The organism is Mongoliibacter ruber (assembly GCF_003003005.1).
Lineage (GTDB): Bacteria > Bacteroidota > Bacteroidia > Cytophagales > Cyclobacteriaceae > Mongoliibacter > Mongoliibacter ruber.
On the sequence record NZ_PVTR01000015.1, the window covers coordinates 62,945 to 79,180 of the forward strand.

13 protein-coding genes are annotated in these 16,236 nt (G+C 39.6%); 2 read left to right on the forward strand and 11 right to left on the reverse strand.

Annotated features, from left to right (window positions below; genetic code table 11):
- Positions 1 to 9: 9 nt before the first annotated feature.
- The 8 genes from gatA to CLW00_RS19080 all read right to left on the reverse strand — a co-directional run bounded on the left by gatA (position 10) and on the right by CLW00_RS19080 (position 8,425).
- On the reverse strand, positions 10 to 1,443 hold the full coding sequence (gene gatA / locus CLW00_RS19045; RefSeq protein ID WP_106135316.1) for an Asp-tRNA(Asn)/Glu-tRNA(Gln) amidotransferase subunit GatA: 1,434 nt from the start codon (positions 1,441 to 1,443) through the stop codon (positions 10 to 12).
- Positions 1,444 to 1,464: 21 nt separating this feature from the next.
- A complete protein-coding gene (gene tatA, locus CLW00_RS19050) occupies positions 1,465 to 1,668 on the reverse strand; it encodes a twin-arginine translocase TatA/TatE family subunit (RefSeq protein ID WP_106135295.1) in 204 nt (67 codons plus the stop codon).
- A 111-nt stretch (positions 1,669 to 1,779) separates the two neighbouring features.
- Positions 1,780 to 3,024, reverse strand: a complete 1,245-nt coding sequence (locus CLW00_RS19055) for a murein hydrolase activator EnvC family protein (RefSeq protein WP_106135296.1) — start codon at positions 3,022 to 3,024, stop codon at positions 1,780 to 1,782.
- A 3-nt stretch (positions 3,025 to 3,027) separates the two neighbouring features.
- A complete protein-coding gene (gene lolB1 / locus CLW00_RS19060) occupies positions 3,028 to 3,762 on the reverse strand; it encodes a lipoprotein insertase outer membrane protein LolB1 (RefSeq protein WP_106135297.1) in 735 nt (244 codons plus the stop codon).
- Complete coding sequence (locus tag CLW00_RS19065; protein ID WP_106135298.1) at positions 3,755 to 5,485, reverse strand: tetratricopeptide repeat protein; 1,731 nt, start codon at positions 5,483 to 5,485, stop codon at positions 3,755 to 3,757. The genes lolB1 and CLW00_RS19065 overlap by 8 nt, the downstream gene beginning before the upstream one ends.
- Positions 5,486 to 5,663: 178 nt before the next feature.
- Positions 5,664 to 6,098, reverse strand: coding sequence for a dUTP diphosphatase (dut, locus tag CLW00_RS19070; protein WP_106135299.1), 435 nt, complete (start codon positions 6,096 to 6,098; stop codon positions 5,664 to 5,666).
- A complete protein-coding gene (locus CLW00_RS19075; protein WP_106135300.1) occupies positions 6,095 to 7,618 on the reverse strand; it encodes a lipopolysaccharide biosynthesis protein in 1,524 nt (507 codons plus the stop codon). Before CLW00_RS19075 ends, dut begins: the two co-directional genes overlap by 4 nt.
- A gap of 21 nt (positions 7,619 to 7,639) precedes the next feature.
- Positions 7,640 to 8,425: an enoyl-CoA hydratase/isomerase family protein gene (locus CLW00_RS19080; protein WP_106135317.1), complete on the reverse strand. Its 786-nt coding sequence runs from the start codon at positions 8,423 to 8,425 to the stop codon at positions 7,640 to 7,642.
- Positions 8,426 to 8,653: 228 nt separating this feature from the next.
- Between CLW00_RS19080 and CLW00_RS19085 the strand changes: the two genes are divergently transcribed.
- Together CLW00_RS19085 and CLW00_RS19090 are read left to right on the forward strand one after the other, a co-directional pair.
- Positions 8,654 to 10,108: an NADP-dependent isocitrate dehydrogenase gene (locus CLW00_RS19085; protein WP_106135301.1), complete on the forward strand. Its 1,455-nt coding sequence runs from the start codon at positions 8,654 to 8,656 to the stop codon at positions 10,106 to 10,108.
- A 693-nt stretch (positions 10,109 to 10,801) separates the two neighbouring features.
- A complete protein-coding gene (locus CLW00_RS19090) occupies positions 10,802 to 11,800 on the forward strand; it encodes an NAD(P)-dependent alcohol dehydrogenase (protein ID WP_106135302.1) in 999 nt (332 codons plus the stop codon).
- On the opposite strand, the gene CLW00_RS19095 is transcribed toward CLW00_RS19090, so the two are convergent.
- The 3 genes from CLW00_RS19095 to CLW00_RS19105 all read right to left on the reverse strand — a co-directional run bounded on the left by CLW00_RS19095 (position 11,784) and on the right by CLW00_RS19105 (position 15,546).
- On the reverse strand, positions 11,784 to 12,254 hold the full coding sequence (locus tag CLW00_RS19095; RefSeq protein WP_106135303.1) for an NUDIX domain-containing protein: 471 nt from the start codon (positions 12,252 to 12,254) through the stop codon (positions 11,784 to 11,786). The two genes, CLW00_RS19090 and CLW00_RS19095, sit on opposite strands and share 17 nt — an antisense overlap.
- A 426-nt stretch (positions 12,255 to 12,680) precedes the next feature.
- Positions 12,681 to 14,486 carry a translational GTPase TypA gene (typA, locus tag CLW00_RS19100; RefSeq protein ID WP_106135304.1) on the reverse strand — a complete coding sequence of 602 codons (1,806 nt, stop codon included), beginning with the start codon at positions 14,484 to 14,486 and terminating at the stop codon, positions 12,681 to 12,683.
- 232 nt (positions 14,487 to 14,718) lie between these two features.
- Positions 14,719 to 15,546 carry an OmpA family protein gene (locus CLW00_RS19105; RefSeq protein WP_106135305.1) on the reverse strand — a complete coding sequence of 276 codons (828 nt, stop codon included), beginning with the start codon at positions 15,544 to 15,546 and terminating at the stop codon, positions 14,719 to 14,721.
- Positions 15,547 to 16,236: the final 690 nt, after the last annotated feature.

Here is a 16,236-nt window from a genome sequence, read left to right on the forward strand (position 1 = left end):
TGGATAATTTTATTCGTTGACGTTTAATTCGGTAAGGTATTTGGCAAAAGCATAGAGCTCTGCCTCCTTAAATGAATTAGCCATTACTTGAAGGCCAATAGGAAGGCCTTTTTTATCTTTTCCGTTGGGAATAGATATAGAAGGTACTCCTGAAACAGAAGCCTGCACTGTAAATAGGTCTTCCAAATACATGGCTACAGGGTCATTACTATGCTCTCCAAATTTAAACGCTGTAGTTGGCGTTGTCGGCATAATAATATAGTCAAATTTTGTGAGTAAATCTTCAGTAAACTCTTTTATCAATCTCCTTACTTTCTGCGCTTTTGTGAAATAAGCGTCATAGTAGCTTGCACTCAATACAAATGTTCCCAACATGATCCTTCTTTTGACCTCATCACCAAAACCTTCAGACCTTGTTTTTTTGTACATGGACTCAAGATTATGTGCATTTGGAGTTCTATACCCATATTTTACACCATCAAATCTGGACAAGTTAGAACTTGCTTCAGCAGTGGTCAAAATATAATAAGTAGGAAGGATATATTTCAAAAGTGGAAAATGAACTTCCTCTACAGTGTGCCCTTCTTCTTTGAGTTTGTCTAGAACAGAGATTGTGTTGGCTTTAATCTCTTCTTGTAATGCTGGAGATTCAATCGTCTCTGTCAAGTAGGCTACTTTGGCTCTCTTGTTGAAATGGAGCAATTCTGAATAATGAGGGACTGCTTTTCTGGAAACTGTAGAATCAAAATTGTCAGGTCCAGCCATTACCTCCATGACAAGGGCATTGTCTTGCACATTTCTGGAGAATACACCAATGGTGTCAAAAGAAGACGCATAAGCTATCAAACCCCATCTTGATACACGGGAATAGGTAGGTTTGATCCCCACAAGTCCAGTGAATGCTGCTGGTTGTCTCACCGAACCTCCTGTATCAGTACCAAGAGATACTGTACATAAGTTGGCCTGTACCGCCACAGCTGAGCCACCGGAAGAACCACCAGGTACCCTGCTTTCGTCAGCAGCATTCAATACTTTTCCATGAGCTGAATTCTCATTGGAGCTGCCCATACCAAATTCATCACAGTTGAGTCTGCCGATTACAATGGCATCTTCATCTATGAGTCTTTGGACTGCTGAAGCTGTGAATTGGGAGTTGAATCCCTTAAGAATTTTGCTGGAAGCATTGGATTCATGGTCTGTGTAGACCAGTACATCTTTGATTCCTATTACCATTCCAGCGAGTTTGCCTGCTTTCCCTGAGGAAATTTTTTCATCTACTAAAGAGGCTTGCTCTAAAGCGGAATCCGTATAAACTTCAACGAAGGCGTTAAGGTGCGCCTTCGTTTGGATATTTTCGAGGTAATAATTTACAATCGCTTTACAATCGGTTTCCCTATTTTCAAGCGACTTTTGTATGTCGTCAAATGAAAGGAATTTTTCCAAGTTCAATATGTTTGAATCTGATTAGTCTTTTTTCTTTTTGTCTTTCAAACCTTCTTCAAGGTCATCCTGAATCTCTTTGGTAGCATCTTTGAATTCTCTGATTCCTCTTCCAAGTCCTCTTGCTAATTCAGGGATTCTTTTAGCACCAAATAGAAGCAAAATCACCAAAACGATTAAGATGATAGAGCCTCCGCCCATATTTTGTAAGAAACCCAATGTTGTCATGGTTGTATTGTTTAGATTTTAATTACTACAAAGATATAACAGCCCATCTCTTAGACAAAGGAAAGCTGATACCATATGTCTCTTTTTTTATAAATATACGAATTATTTGTTTCATCGCCCTGCAAGCCAAATGGATGGGTCCATAGGTTGGAGCCCTTTCCATGTTTCGAAGTGTACTTCAGCCACTCCGTCTTTATTGGTATAGACTTGTCCAAGTATCTGCTTTGCAGTCACCTTGTCACCGGATTTGACGGAAATGACCTTGAGCTTGCTGTACATGGTGTAATATTCACCATGTTTGATCACTATAGTGCCACCGTAGCCGGGTACTGTAAATATTTTGGTAACCTCTCCGTCAAATACAGCCCTGACATTGGCATTTGGTGTGGTCTGAATATCAAGGCCATCATTGTCCTCAGTGACGCCTTTTACAGTAGGGTGGGGGTGGGTACCATAAGGTCTCGAAACAAACCCACTTTCTACAGGCCAGGGGAGTTTGCCGCGATTGCCCGCAAATGAATTGGATAAGGCTGCGGCTTCAGGTGTAAGCGGAATACTGCTTCCTGAGGCACGGGTTGCAGTCGAATTGGCTTTCTTTGCTTCAGCTTCTGCTCGTCTGATTTCCTCCTCAATGATTGTCCTAATTGCTTTGTTGAGGTTTTCCTGTTGCTTTTTGGCTGCAGCAATCTGTTTTCTTATGTCCTGTTCCTGTTTGGTCAAGCTATTGACTATTCCCTGTTGCTCTTGCTTAGCCTTGTCGAGCTGTTGTTTTTGCTGTTGTTCTTGCTGTAGTACGGCTTGTTTTTCTTCCTTTTTTGCTTCCAGGTTGGCACGCTGCTTTGCAAGTTCTTCGGAGGTTTTTTCTATCTGCTCGACTTGTTTTTTTCTTGCATCAGAGTATTGCTTGAGGTATTTCAACCTCATGTAAAACTGTTTGAATGTAGCTGAGCTAAACACAAAAGCCGTCATTGTCATGCCCTGATTGAGTTTAGATGAGGTGTAAATCATTCCAGAGTATTCCTCCTTCATGTTTTTCAGATCTTTTTCGAGGGCCGCAATTTTGTTTTCGGTTTCCTTTACTTCAGTATCTATCAGCCTGACTTCTCTGCTCAGGGTATTGATGTAACTGATCCTGTTTTGGAGCTGTTTGCTGACTACATTGAGTTGTCCTACGGATACTTTTTTGGTCTCAGCAGTTTTTTTCAGAATCTGATCAAATTCCAATAAGCGCTTTTGTATCTCAGCTTTCTCTTTTTCCAGTTCAGCCCTGGTTTTTTTAGTCTGGGCATGTACGTGAATAAGTGGGGTAAGCCAAATACATAAAAGAAAAATGATTGTGATCCTGTTTTTCAACATCCTTTAAAACCGAAATGGAAATGATAATGGGGTATCGACTAATTCTGTTCTGGTCATTTCAAGATTGATGATAGAAGCCTGAGGACCATCAGGGGTATTAAAAGATAACCTTAGCAGCATTTGATTGGGAAAGGGCTGATTATCCAAGTCTTCAAATACATGATAATTGGCCAAAAGAGAGCCTTTTTCTTTCATCGAGGTGCTGGTTAGTTCAGCCACCTTGCCATGAGTAGTATTTACCCTCGAGTGGTATCTGAAGCCGTCTCTTGCTTGTGTCAATTCAAAGTATTGGCCTATTCTGATCAGCCGGTCACGATAACTGAACTCATGCGGGATATTTGCAAAAATAATATTCTGCATCAAGTCTAAGCTTAAACTCAAATCGTAAAGATCTTCTATCTCTTTAAAAGTAAAGTTGATATCTTGACCATTGAGCCTGTCCTTGATCATGACCCTTTCTTTGGTGATCGTGCCCCTAAAAGCCTCAAGCCCCAAACCTGGAGTGATACTGAACCACAGGATGCTGTCTTTTTTAGCCCGTATATTGATGGTTCCTTTTGTTGTCTTTCCTGATGGCTCTTCGATGACGATCCTTCCTCTAGCAGTGAGGTTGTCAAAATCAAGGTAAACAGGATCAAATTCCTGCATGACTTCATTAGAGGTGTATAGATTGGGCTTTGGAGCACAGGCAAAACCAATTGCTACGAATACGATTAATGCGAAAAGTGACCTAATCATAGTATTTTTGATCCTTGATTTTTTTGAATAAAAGTTCTGAAGTTTCGTCTCCACCTTCTGCTTTTCTCCAAAAACTGATGGCTTCATTTCTGTTGCCAAGGTGATAAAGTATGTCTCCATAGTGTTCAAGCATTACACCGCTTGGTGTCTCTTCGTTTTCGAGTGCCAATTCCATGTATTTTTTAGCATCTTCATACTCTTTGAGCTGAAAAAGCACCCATGCATGAGTATCTAGGTAGGTAGCATTTTTTGGATGTCTATCTACCAATTTACCTGACATTTTCTTTGCTTTCTCTAAATCCTTCTTAGCTAACGACAGGAAGTAGGCATAATTATTCAAGACATGTTCATCGTCTGGCCTTTCTTTCAAAACGGCCTCATAGAAGTCATATGCTTCTTCTTTTTTGCCTAATTGATGGTATGTATCACCCAGTTGCCCTTTTACCAAAATGTCAAGCTGCTTGTTTCTCCCTCTGTTAATTTCTTTTGCTTTTTCAAGAGATTCTTTTGCTTCCGGAGCTTTTTTGAGGGCAAGCTTGGCAGTGCCGTCAAAAAACCAAAACTCTGCCCTCTCAGGAAACTCATCTACGGCAATTTCAGTGTATTTTTCAATGTCATCGAAATCTTTCGCCGCATCAAACATCGTCATGATAACACCCTGCAAGACCTCTGCATTGGAAGGGTCAATGTTGATGCTCTTTTCGTAGTATGTCAATGCTTCCTTCCTTTGGTCGCTGAAATACAACCTGTCTCCGATTACTGTAAGGGCATCGGCTTCATTCGGGTGAAGCTCAATCAAAGGTTTTTGGAGCTTATCGAGTAGTTTTTCTCTTCTAGCGGTTCTCATTTCCTGCATGATATCCGAAAACGCCTCCGCTTTTACCTTTACCTCCAAGTCCGGATTTTGGAATGCCTCTATAATAAGGTCTTCTGCTGTATCAAGATCTCCCATGTCTTTGTACAAAGCATAGGCAGCCATCTGCAAATCTGGTTGGTTGGGGTATGTGTTTAATGATTCCTCTACTGTTTGAAGGGCTTCCTCGGGCCGGTTGTTATTAAAGAGGATTTCTACCAAGTTTAAGACATACTGTGAGTTTCCAGGGTGTGCCTCGATAAGGTTTTTTCCTTCTTCAATTGCTCCCTCAAGGTCATTTTTTCGCAATAAGATTCTTTGTTTCTGAACGGTGAGTTGTTCCACCGCTCCGTAATATTCTTCAGCTTGATTGAGAGCATCCAGTGCTTTGTCAAAATTGCCTGAACTCAAATAAAGAGAAGCAAGGTCAAGGATATAGTTTTGATTTTCCTCAGAATTACTCATGAGGTTTTCCAGGATTTCAGCAGCAGCCTCGGGATTTCCTTGTTTTGAAAATGCCTCAGCCATCACCAAATTATAATACTTGTTTTCAGGGTCCCCCTCTACAGCCAATAGTCCATATTCCATGGCATCTTCTACTCTGTTTGCACGGAGGAGAATTTCAGCAATTTTAAAGTTTATTGCAGGATCACTTGGATTGATTTCTCTGGCTTTTTGAAAGTAAAAATAAGCCTTCTCAAAGTCCTCCAAAATCATAAACCTCTGTCCGTCTATGAATAAGCGGTCTGATTTTCTTATTTCCAGTTGCTTTTTCCTTTCTTTTCTGGATAGTTTTTCTTGGGAAAAAACCGGTAGACTTACCAAGATGGAAAGGATGAGTATAAATATGCTTTTTGACCTTATTTTCACGAATTGATGATTATTGCTTTGCTTTGGGATACCTCCTTCAAATCGGGATGGAAGGAGTTTAGATTCTCTAGTTAATCTCTTGAAATACTGTTCCTATAACGCAAACTTAATGCCTTTTTGTTCTGATTTTGAGAAATCAATGTTTTCTTCTTTCCTATAATCTCACAAAAGTACTCACCTATTTTTTTCCAGTGCTACCATAACCACCTGCACCTCTTTCGGTGTCAGTAAGGCTTTCGCTTGGTAACCATTCAATTTGTTCGTGTTTGGCGATTACCATTTGAGCAATCCTTTCCCCGTTTTCTACTGTAAATGCTTGGGTTGAAAGGTTGACCAAAAGCACCTTGATCTCACCTCTATAGTCTGCATCTACAGTACCAGGACTATTCAATACCGTGAGTCCATATTTGAAAGCCAAACCTGAACGCGGACGGATCTGCGCTTCATAGCCTTCAGGAAGCTCTATAAAAAGACCTGTTCCAATCAATTTTCTTTCAAGAGACCCCAAAGTCACAGGCTCTTCTAAATTTGCTCGGAGGTCAAGACCTGCTGAAAGTGCGGTCTGGTATTCTGGTAAAGAATGTTGTGAGCGGTTGATTACTTTGATTTTCATGCTTTTTTGTTCTTGAATTGAGCCCTGAATTTTTGGACTTCCTTTTTTTCCAAAAGCAAAACTACAAGAACAAATACAATGATAAGACTATTTCTACCGATAAATTGTATAAAAGGAATTCCCCAGTCCCAAAAGAAACCCAAATAACTCAAGGCAAAAGCCAAAAGAAGGTAAAGTATGGCTTTTCCCGTTTGATAAGGAATGGGGAAATATTTTTGTCCTACAAAATAGCAAATCACGGTCATCACCGTGTAGCAGCACAGCGTGCTCAAGGCTCCACCCATTAACCCAAACACAGGGACCAAAGTAAATAACACCAAAATGGTCACCATTGCCCCAATGATGGTAATATAAAAGCTATACTTGGTTTGATCGGTGAGTTTGAACCATATGCTCAGATTGAAATAAATTCCAAGCATCAAATATCCCATTAGCAATACAGGAACAATAAAATTTCCCATTTCATATCCTTCACCTCTTAGAAAAACAGCTCCAAGTAAGTCAAGGTTAACAGAAACAGCAATCATTAAAACCGAGCAGAAAATCACAAAAGCATGCATCACTTTTGCAAAAGTTTCAGGACTGTTTTTGTCAGTAGATTGATTGAAGAAAAATGGCTCAGCTGCATATTTGAAAGCCTGAATGATCAGATTCATCAGTATGGCCAGCTTAAAATTAGCTCCAAAAATACCGGTGACTTCCCTTGCAGTCAAACCCTCATAAAATCCTTCAGGCAAGACATATTCGAAAATGGTTCTTGAAAAGGTCTCGTTGATGACCCCTGCCAATCCCATAAATAAAAGAGGAAACGCATAATGCCACATGGGTTTCAGGAATTCCCTATTGATAGCAAAGCGAAATTTCTTTGTCAGCCACATCAGTACTGGTACCATGGCTGCATTGGCAATCAGGTTGGAGATGAAAATATACTCCACTCCCCACTCAGGGTTGTAGATTTTATCAACAAAAGGAGATAAGCTCGGCAGCCAGTCGCCTTTCCAAATATGATAACATAAAACGATGAAAAAGATGTTGAACCCAACATTGATGAGGATATTGGCAAGTTTGGTGAAAGCAAACTGGAAAGCCCTGTTTTCTTTTCTCAACTTGGCATAAGGAATGACCAAAATGGCATCAATCATTAAAATCCACGCAATCCACCTGAAAAGGTGTTCCTGATTTTCATAGTTTAGCCATGAGGCCAAGGTCGGAGCCGATAAGTAAATGATAGCGCCAAGAGAAAGAGAGGTAGTGATGAGTAGAGACTGGATCTGAGAGAAGACTTTTTCAGGATCAAGTCCTTTTCCGGTGGCATAGCGAAAATATGTGGTTTCCATGCCATAGGTAAAAACAATGTTAAAGAGCGCCATGTAACCATAAAGCGCTGTATAAGCACCCACCGCATCCTTGGTCAAGTATGCGGTATAAATAGGTATCAACAAAAAATTTACTGTTCTTCCCAGAATACTACTGATGCCATAAATGGCAGTCTGTCCGGCTAATTGCTTTAGTTGCCCCATGATTAAAAAATTAAAGGGGAGTTATTCCCCTTTAAATTCTGGTTTTCTTTTTTCAAGGAAAGCTGATGTGCCTTCTTTGTAATCACCTGACTTAACGCACCTAGCAAAACTATTGGCTTCTGTTTGGTAGCCATTTTCTCCCTGAATGTATACTGCATTGACGCAGTCCACGATCATGCCTATGGCAAGAGGAGCTTTGCTGACGATTTTTTGTATGATTTCTTCAGCTTTATCAAGTGCTTCAGCTTTATTTGAACATACATGATTGACCAAACCTAAAGATTTGGCTTCTTCAGCACCGATCATATCACCAGTCATCATCAGTTCATTTGCTTTGCCCCTACCTATGAGATAGGTGAGTCTCTGGGTACCGCCATATCCTGGTATAATACCTAGATTTACTTCTGGTTGGCCAAATTTGGCATTTGAAGAAGCAATCCTCATATGGCAAGCCATTGCCAACTCACAACCTCCTCCGAGCGCAAATCCATTGACTACAGCTATGACTGGTTTGTGACAATTTTCAATAAGACTGAAAATTTCCTGACCGTTTTCCGCGAATTTGCGGGCATTTAACTCATTAAGTTCTGCGATTTCGCTGATGTCAGCACCGGCAATAAAGGCTTTTTCGCCAGAACCAGTGATGATTACAGCTTTGATGTTTTTGTTGTCAGATACTTCGTTAAAAATATTTCTGATTTCCTCTAAAGTGTCAAAATTCAGTGCGTTGAGTTTTGACTCTCTGTTTATGGTAAGATAAAGAATTCCGTCCTTTTCTTCTGAGAGAATATTGGTGCTATCAGCCATTGTAATTTGGTGATGGTTAAGCGCCAAATATACAAGGCCTGTGGGCATTCCCAAAGCATTTCTTAGAAAAATGCAATTTATTGTAAGCCAAAGTACTTAATGTCAGTATTTCGACCGTTTGACAAGTATTTTTAATTATGTGCTAATTTATCATAGGTTTACCAATAGGTAGCCTTTATTTTTATATTTTTGTAATACATCAAAATTTCAACTAATTCAACTCAATATATGTCATCAAAAACAAAAATTACCGTTGCCTATGGCGATGGAATCGGACCGGAAATTATGAAAGCCACGCTGAACATCCTTGAAGCGGCTGGTGCACAACTCGAGTACGATGTCATCGAAATCGGCGAACAGGTATATTTGAAAGGTATCAGTTCGGGTATGGAGCCAAAGGCTTTTGACTCTTTGAGAGAGACTAAAGTGTTTTTGAAGTCTCCAATTACTACACCTCAGGGTGGTGGATTCAAAAGCTTGAATGTGACAACCAGAAAATCATTTGGACTTTTTGCCAATGTAAGACCATGTAAGGCTTACTCCCCTTTTGTGAAAACACATTTTCCAAAGACTGACATGGTGATCATCCGTGAAAACGAAGAAGATCTCTATGCCGGCATTGAACACAGACAGACCCAGGAAGTATATCAGTGCCTGAAATTGATCTCTCAACCAGGTTCTGAAAAAATCATCAGATACGCTTTCGAATATGCGAAGAAGTACAACAGGAAGAAAGTAACCTGTATGACCAAAGACAATATTATGAAATTGGCTGACGGTCTTTTCCACAAAACTTTCGATGAAATAGCCAAAGAGTACCCGGAAATAGAAACAGATCACAAAATCATCGATATCGGATCAGCTTTGATTGCTGAGAGACCAGAGATTTTTGATGTGATTGTGACTTTGAACCTTTACGGAGATATTATTTCGGATATCGCAGCGCAAGTAACAGGTTCTGTAGGTCTTGGAGGATCTGCCAACGTTGGTGCTGAAGTAGCGATGTTTGAAGCAATTCATGGTTCTGCACCTGATATCGCAGGACAGGATATGGCCAATCCATCAGGCTTGCTCAATGGCGCTGTGATGATGCTGGTACATATCGGTCAGCCTGAGATTGCAGAGAAAATAGCAAATGCCTGGATGAAAACATTGGAAGATGGTATTCATACCGGAGATATCTATCAGGAAGGTTTGTCTTCCAAGAAAGTAGGGACGCAGGAATTTGCGGCAGCTGTAATCGAAAGATTGGGTCAATTGCCAGTAAATATGGTTCCAGCAGTATTTGATAAGTCTAGTACAGACCCTATCAACATCAAGCTTGCTCCAGTTACCAAATCAGACAAGAAATTGATCGGAATAGATGTGTTTATCGATTGGGATAAGGACGGAAGAGATCCAAATTCTATCGGTGATGCTTTGAGAAAAGCAGATGCTGATGGCCTCGTGCTTCAGTTGATCACCAATCGTGGCATTAAAGTGTATCCAGGAGGAATGAGAGAAACATTCTGTACGGATCACTGGAGATGTAGATTCCAGAAGGCAGATCAATCTCCCATCAGCCATGCACAGATTTTGGATTTGATGGATCAGGTAGCCAAGTTAGGTTTTGACTTTATCAAAACTGAAAACCTCTATTCTTTCGATGGTGTAAGGGCTTATAGTTTGGCGCAGGGAGAGTAGTAGGAGAAGCGAGAGGTCCGAAACGAGAAACGAGAGAAAAAAGAGACAAGAGATAAGAACCAAGAGGATGAAGGATGAGGGAGGAAGGATGACTGGGAGGCGTGACAAAAGGGCTTGGTAGTGACCTTTGAGGTTTTCAAAACCTCGAAGGTTTTTGAAAAACAAGAAAGGATAAGTTTACATATAATTATCTATTTCAATGCCGTCGGCACGAACGATAATAAGAACAATTAAAAAGTATCAAGTAATTTTAGGATGTGACAGCTTATCCTTGTCATTTCGAGTTTTTAAAATTTGGCATTTACAGAAAGGGAATGACAGTTGGTGTACGTCATCCTGAACCGGAGCTTGCGGAGGTGAAGGATCTCCTACAAAGCAGGAGACCCTTCCTACGTCAGAGTGACGACTCCTACAATCTGTCATTGGTAACGTAGTGAGAAATCTGATTTCGAATTATGGTTAAAAAAAACCGGGCAGGGATGCCCGGTTTTTTTTATGGTTAAGAAATTGATTTGTTGGCATAGTAAAAAGGATTAGTTTTAATAAAAATGGGCGATAGCTTATACGTGCAATAGTGGGTTCAGTCTAAATTGAAAATTTTGGGGATAATATTTCAGTGTAAAACCAAATGGCAAGCACACAAATCCGCTCCTGAGTTTATACACCAACCGTTAAATCCAATAAAAATGTTTTATGAAAGCAATTATATTAAAGGAATACGGATTGCCGAACCTTCTTGAGATTGGGGAAGTCTCAAAACCGATACCGGATGATGGGGAAGTACTGGTAAGAATTCACTCGACATCCATCAATGATTGGGACTGGGGAATGGTCAGGGGCAAACCATTTGTGATTCGCATGATATATGGACTAAAAAAACCAAAAATAAATATTCCTGGCGTAGACATTTCTGGAAAAATCGAAGCACTGGGTAATAAAGTGAGTTCTTTTAAAATCGGAGATGAGATTTACTGTGATCTATCTGAATGTGGATTTGGAGGATTTGCCGAATATGTGTGCGTTCCGGAAAAAGTATTGTCTAAAAAACCTTCTAATATAAGTTTTAATGACGCCTCTGCCCTGCCACATGCGGGAATACTCGCGCTTCAGGGACTTGTTGAAAAGGGAAAGGTGAAATCCGGGCAGAGTATACTGATCAATGGTGCAGGAGGTGGAGTTGGAACGTTGGGAATTCAAATCTTGAAATCTTATGGGCTAGAGGTAACAGGAGTAGACAGTGACGTAAAACTTGATCTCATGAAATCTCTAGGATTTGACAGTGTACTGGATTATAAAAAAGTAGAATTCACGGAAAATGGAGAAAAATATGACCTTATCCTTGATACAAAAACAAACAGATCAGCATTTAAATATATCCGATCGCTGAAAAAAAACGGTACCTATATCACGGTAGGAGGATCGATGAGCAGGTTGTTCCAAATTTTAATATTGGGCTCATTTGTTTCACTTTTCACTGGTAAAAGGCTGAAAATACTCAGTCTTGAGCCAAATAAAGGTTTAGACCAGATTACCAAACTTGTGGAAAAGGGACAATTAAAACCCGTAATCGATGGCCCCCATAAATTTGATCAGATCCCTAAGTTGATTCAATATTTCGGAGAAGGGAAGCATTTGGGAAAGATTGTAATTGAAATTGTTAATCAGAGAAAAACCCTTAATGATACCTTCTAAATGCTTGCAAGGCACACATTGTTCCTTGATCCCATTGCAATTCTTTGGCATCAAGCATTTTTTGAAATTCTTCTTCGTTTACCCATTTTGAATCTGTAATGTAATCCTCATCAGGGTTTTCTGGAGGGTTTTCCATAATTACAGGGTTTTCTGCAATAAAGTAATGCATAGGTCTGTTTCCAAAGACGCGTTCTGAGGAGTAAAGGTGTAGGAATACATCCGACTCCATAGCTACTTCTTCTGCAAGTTCTTCGATGGCATGTGTCAAGATATCTTTATCAACCTTGTCTACGCCTCCACTGACAAATTTCCAAAACTTTCTCGCGTAACTATGGATGTATTCTTGAATAAGAAAAATTTCTTTGGTTTCGGTATTAAAAGGATATACGATTACAACCTCAAGATCTTTTCTGCTAGGTTTCTCTTTTAATTTTGCTTGGATTACTTCTAACATAAAATAAAAATAGTATACTAAATTGGTAGTCAATTACTTAATTGCGCGCAAAGGTAAGGAGAATACTGTCATGAAAAAATGGTTTTAGCAAATGCATCTGAAAGTAGAGTGTCAAAAAGACAAGTTTGTTCATAGGGTAAGTTTATGGTATTAGAAGTTATTCCAATAGTTGATTTTTTTGTATCAAATTTTTCAAGGTTTTATTGGAATCCATAATGTAGGATGGTGAACAATATTATTGTCCACTACTCAAAAAAATAAGCCTTTCTGACAAGGCTACTTCAAGTTTGATTGGTTTATTAAGAAAGAACTGCCAGATTTTCAAAAACTCGGTAGGTTTAACCTGTTGACAAAATAAAAAGACCCCAAAGGTTACAAAAACCTTCGGGGTCAATTCCGTATCTCGCTTCTTAACTCTCGCTTCTCTTAAGCGTCTTTTTTCGCCATTCTTGTTCTCTCATTCTCATCCAAATAGATTTTTCTCATTCGGATGGACTTTGGCGTGATTTCCAAGTATTCGTCCTTTTGGATGTATTCCATGGATTCTTCCAAAGAGAATTTTTTGGCAGGAGCAATTCTGGTGTTGTCATCAGAGCCTGAAGCTCTCATGTTAGTCAGTTTTTTACCTTTTTGTACGTTGACTACAATGTCATTGTCACGGGAGTTTTCACCGATCACTTGACCTGTATACAGTTCTTCACCTGGCTCAACAAAGAATGTACCTCTGTCCTGCAATTTGTCAATCGCATAAGCGGTACATTGTCCACCTTCCATAGAGATCAAGGAACCGTTATTTCTTTCTGGAATGCTACCTTTGAAAGGCTCATAAGAAGAGAACCTGTGGTTCATAATGGCTTCACCTTGTGTTGCAGTCAAGACATTGTTTCTCAATCCGATCAGACCCCTTGAAGGAATTCTAAATTCCAAATGTTGTAAATCACCTTTTGGCTCCATTACAAGCAATTCGCCTTTTCTTTGCGTAGCCAATTCGATTACTTTTCCAGCAGTTGTCTCAGGCACATCCACGACCAATACTTCTATTGGTTCATGTTTTACACCATCAATCTCTTTGTAAATAACCTGAGGCTGTCCAACTTGGAGTTCGTAGCCTTCTCTTCTCATCGTTTCTATCAAAACAGACAAGTGAAGGATACCACGTCCATAGACCAAGAATTTATCTTCAGAATCTGTGGACTCAACTCTCAATGCTAAGTTTTTCTCCATTTCTTTCATCAACCTGTCTCTTAAGTGACGTGAAGTCACAAATTTCCCTTCTCTACCGAAGAAAGGTGAGTTGTTGATGGTGAAGAGCATATTCATAGTAGGCTCATCAATGGAAATTCTTTTAAGTGGTTCTGGTTTTTCCAGATCTGCAAGTGTATCGCCAATTTCGAAATCTTCGATTCCAGTCACAGCGCAAATATCACCAGCTACGACTTCAGTCACTTTATTTTTTCCAAGACCTTCAAATACATGAAGTTCTTTCACTTTTACTTTTTTGAAAACACCATCAGCTTTACAAAGCATCAGTTGAGCATTTTCTTTGATTGTTCCCCTTCTTACCCTTCCGATGGCAATACGGCCTACGAAATTAGAGTAATCCAAAGAGGTGATTTGCATTTGAACAGTTCCCTCGTCAATTTTCGGAGCGGGGATATGCTCAACAATAGCATCCAACAATGGGATGATAGTGTCAGTTGGATTTTGCCAGTCAGGCCCCATCCAGTTATTTTTGGCAGAACCGTATAAAGTCTGGAAATTCAACTGCTCTTCTGTAGCGTCAAGGTTGAACATCAATTCAAAAACTGATTCCTGTACTTCGTCAGGTCTACAGTTTTCTTTATCTACTTTATTGATTACTACAATAGGAGTCAAGCCAAGATCAAGGGCTTTGCCAAGAACGAATCTAGTCTGTGGCATAGGTCCTTCGAAGGCATCCACCAAAAGGATGACGCCATCGGCCATTTTCAAAACCCTTTCCACTTCACCGCCAAAGTCGGCGTGACCAGGGGTATCGATGATGTTGATTTTGGTGTCTTTATATCTTACGGATACGTTTTTAGAAAGAATGGTAATTCCTCTTTCCCTTTCCAAGTCATTGTTGTCAAGGATAAGGTCGTCAAACTGTTGGTTTTCACGAAAGATTTTGGAGGCGTGTATAATTTTGTCCACCAGGGTGGTCTTACCGTGGTCAACGTGTGCGATAATCGCGATATTCCGAATACTTTGCATTGTAAAATTAAATTAGGGTGCAAAGGTAAGAAGAATATTTGGTTTCAAGCTGATAGGAATAGAAAGTATCTAATATTTAATGATTTGTTAATTGTAAATTTGTCGATTGAAGGTCTGAAGGGTATATATACTTAATATTGATTTGCATCCAGAGAAGGTGAAAGCAAGGATGTTTTAGCTTATTAAGTTATTTGATATGTTTTTGTAAGCCTCTTTCTGAATGAGTTTTTGATTATCTCAATACCATCTCTACCCTGCGGTTTTTACTTTTCCCTTCTTCATCAAGGTTACTGGCAATGGGAGAAAGCGGGCCAAGCCCCTTGGCTTCAATATTTTCTGAAGGGATTTTATAGTCAGTTGTCAAGGCATTTATTACAGCTTTTGCCCTTTCTTCAGATAATTTTTGATTGTGTTCAAGTGTCCCAGTGTTGTCTGTGTGTCCCACGATGTACACCTTTACATTTAGATTGCTATTCAGGTACTTAGCCATTTCCTCCAACGTCGCTTTGGATTCTGGTTTGATGTATGCTTTATCTGTATCGAAGTAAATGCCATAGAAAAGTGCTTTTCCAGTTGCTTTGATTTCGCGGTCGATGTCCTCTGCCGAAAGCACAATATATTGGTTCATATTTTCTTCCCTCACACAACTCACTGAGAAAGTACCGCTCTGATCACTTTGAATGTGTACATACCATGATTCTCCTTCTGACTTGAAATGAAGGAAAAGATTTGAGTTGGACCGATGAATAACAGTTCCTCCTTTTGAGGTCACAGCATGTATATAATTCTGAAAAATCATTGCATTCGAAGGTCTCTTTTCCCATTCTCCATCAAAAGTATAATAGGTTTTTAGAAAATACCCTGCTCTTTCATATTGAATCCAAGTACCGTCTTTATCTGTGTAGTCAACTTGAATATTATCATACTCTTTTTCTTCACAACCGGATATGCTGTGTTGGGGAAGCACGTTGAAGAGTGGATGTGGATTACAAGGAGATTGAGCGAAAATGGGAGTAGATAGCCAAATAGCTAAAATGACGGAGCTGAATAATTTATTCATTAGTTTCCTATTAAAGAATTGAACTTTTAAATATATAAAAATCAGTGGAAAAATTATTGTTTTATGATTGCTGGAAATTTATATCCATGAGTGATTTTAATGCCTTAAGTTTAAGAGTAGATAGGTTGAAACTCGCAATGTTTTTATCGTCCGTCCCTCTGGGACTTTGGTTCCCCTTAGTGTGCCAGATCCGTGGGTTGAAACTCACGGTTATTATGTAGTTCGTCCCTCTGGGACTATTTTTTAAGTTATGTTTAGTTTATGAGTAAGTGGATTTTCTATCATCACGAGTCCTGATGTTTGATCTATTTTTTTTGTGTTGGATATCGTCCGTCCCTCCGGGACTAAAGAGGGCCCCTTTGTGTGCTAGGTCCGTGGGTTGAAACCCACGGTTATTATATAGTTCGTCCCTCTGGGACTGCTTTAGAAGTTGATGTTTAGTTTATGAGTAAGTGGATTTTCTATCATCAAGAGCCCTGATCTTTGATCTGTTTTTTTTGTGTTGGATATCGTCCGTCCCTATGGGACTTTGGCGTCATCTGGTTTGTAGGGTCTGTGGGTTGAAATCCACGGTTATTATATAGTTCGTCCCTCCGGGACTTCTTTAGAAGTTGATGTTTAGTTTATGAGTAAGTAGATTTTCTTTTATCAAAAGCCCTGATCTTTGATCTGTTTTTTTTGTGTTGGATA

Excerpts from the sequence above, each read along its gene's own strand:
- tatA (WP_106135295.1), bottom strand. The coding sequence starts at position 1,668 with ATGACAACATTGGGTTTCTTACAAAATATGGGCGGAGGCTCTATCATC.
- CLW00_RS19055 (WP_106135296.1), bottom strand. The coding sequence starts at position 3,024 with ATGTTGAAAAACAGGATCACAATCATTTTTCTTTTATGTATTTGGCTT.
- lolB1 (WP_106135297.1), bottom strand. The coding sequence starts at position 3,762 with ATGATTAGGTCACTTTTCGCATTAATCGTATTCGTAGCAATTGGTTTT.
- dut (WP_106135299.1), bottom strand. The coding sequence starts at position 6,098 with ATGAAAATCAAAGTAATCAACCGCTCACAACATTCTTTACCAGAATAC.
- CLW00_RS19075 (WP_106135300.1), bottom strand. The coding sequence starts at position 7,618 with ATGGGGCAACTAAAGCAATTAGCCGGACAGACTGCCATTTATGGCATC.
- CLW00_RS19080 (WP_106135317.1), bottom strand. The coding sequence starts at position 8,425 with ATGGCTGATAGCACCAATATTCTCTCAGAAGAAAAGGACGGAATTCTT.
- CLW00_RS19085 (WP_106135301.1), top strand. The coding sequence starts at position 8,654 with ATGTCATCAAAAACAAAAATTACCGTTGCCTATGGCGATGGAATCGGA.
- CLW00_RS19090 (WP_106135302.1), top strand. The coding sequence starts at position 10,802 with ATGAAAGCAATTATATTAAAGGAATACGGATTGCCGAACCTTCTTGAG.
- CLW00_RS19095 (WP_106135303.1), bottom strand. The coding sequence starts at position 12,254 with ATGTTAGAAGTAATCCAAGCAAAATTAAAAGAGAAACCTAGCAGAAAA.
- typA (WP_106135304.1), bottom strand. The coding sequence starts at position 14,486 with ATGCAAAGTATTCGGAATATCGCGATTATCGCACACGTTGACCACGGT.
- CLW00_RS19105 (WP_106135305.1), bottom strand. The coding sequence starts at position 15,546 with ATGAATAAATTATTCAGCTCCGTCATTTTAGCTATTTGGCTATCTACT.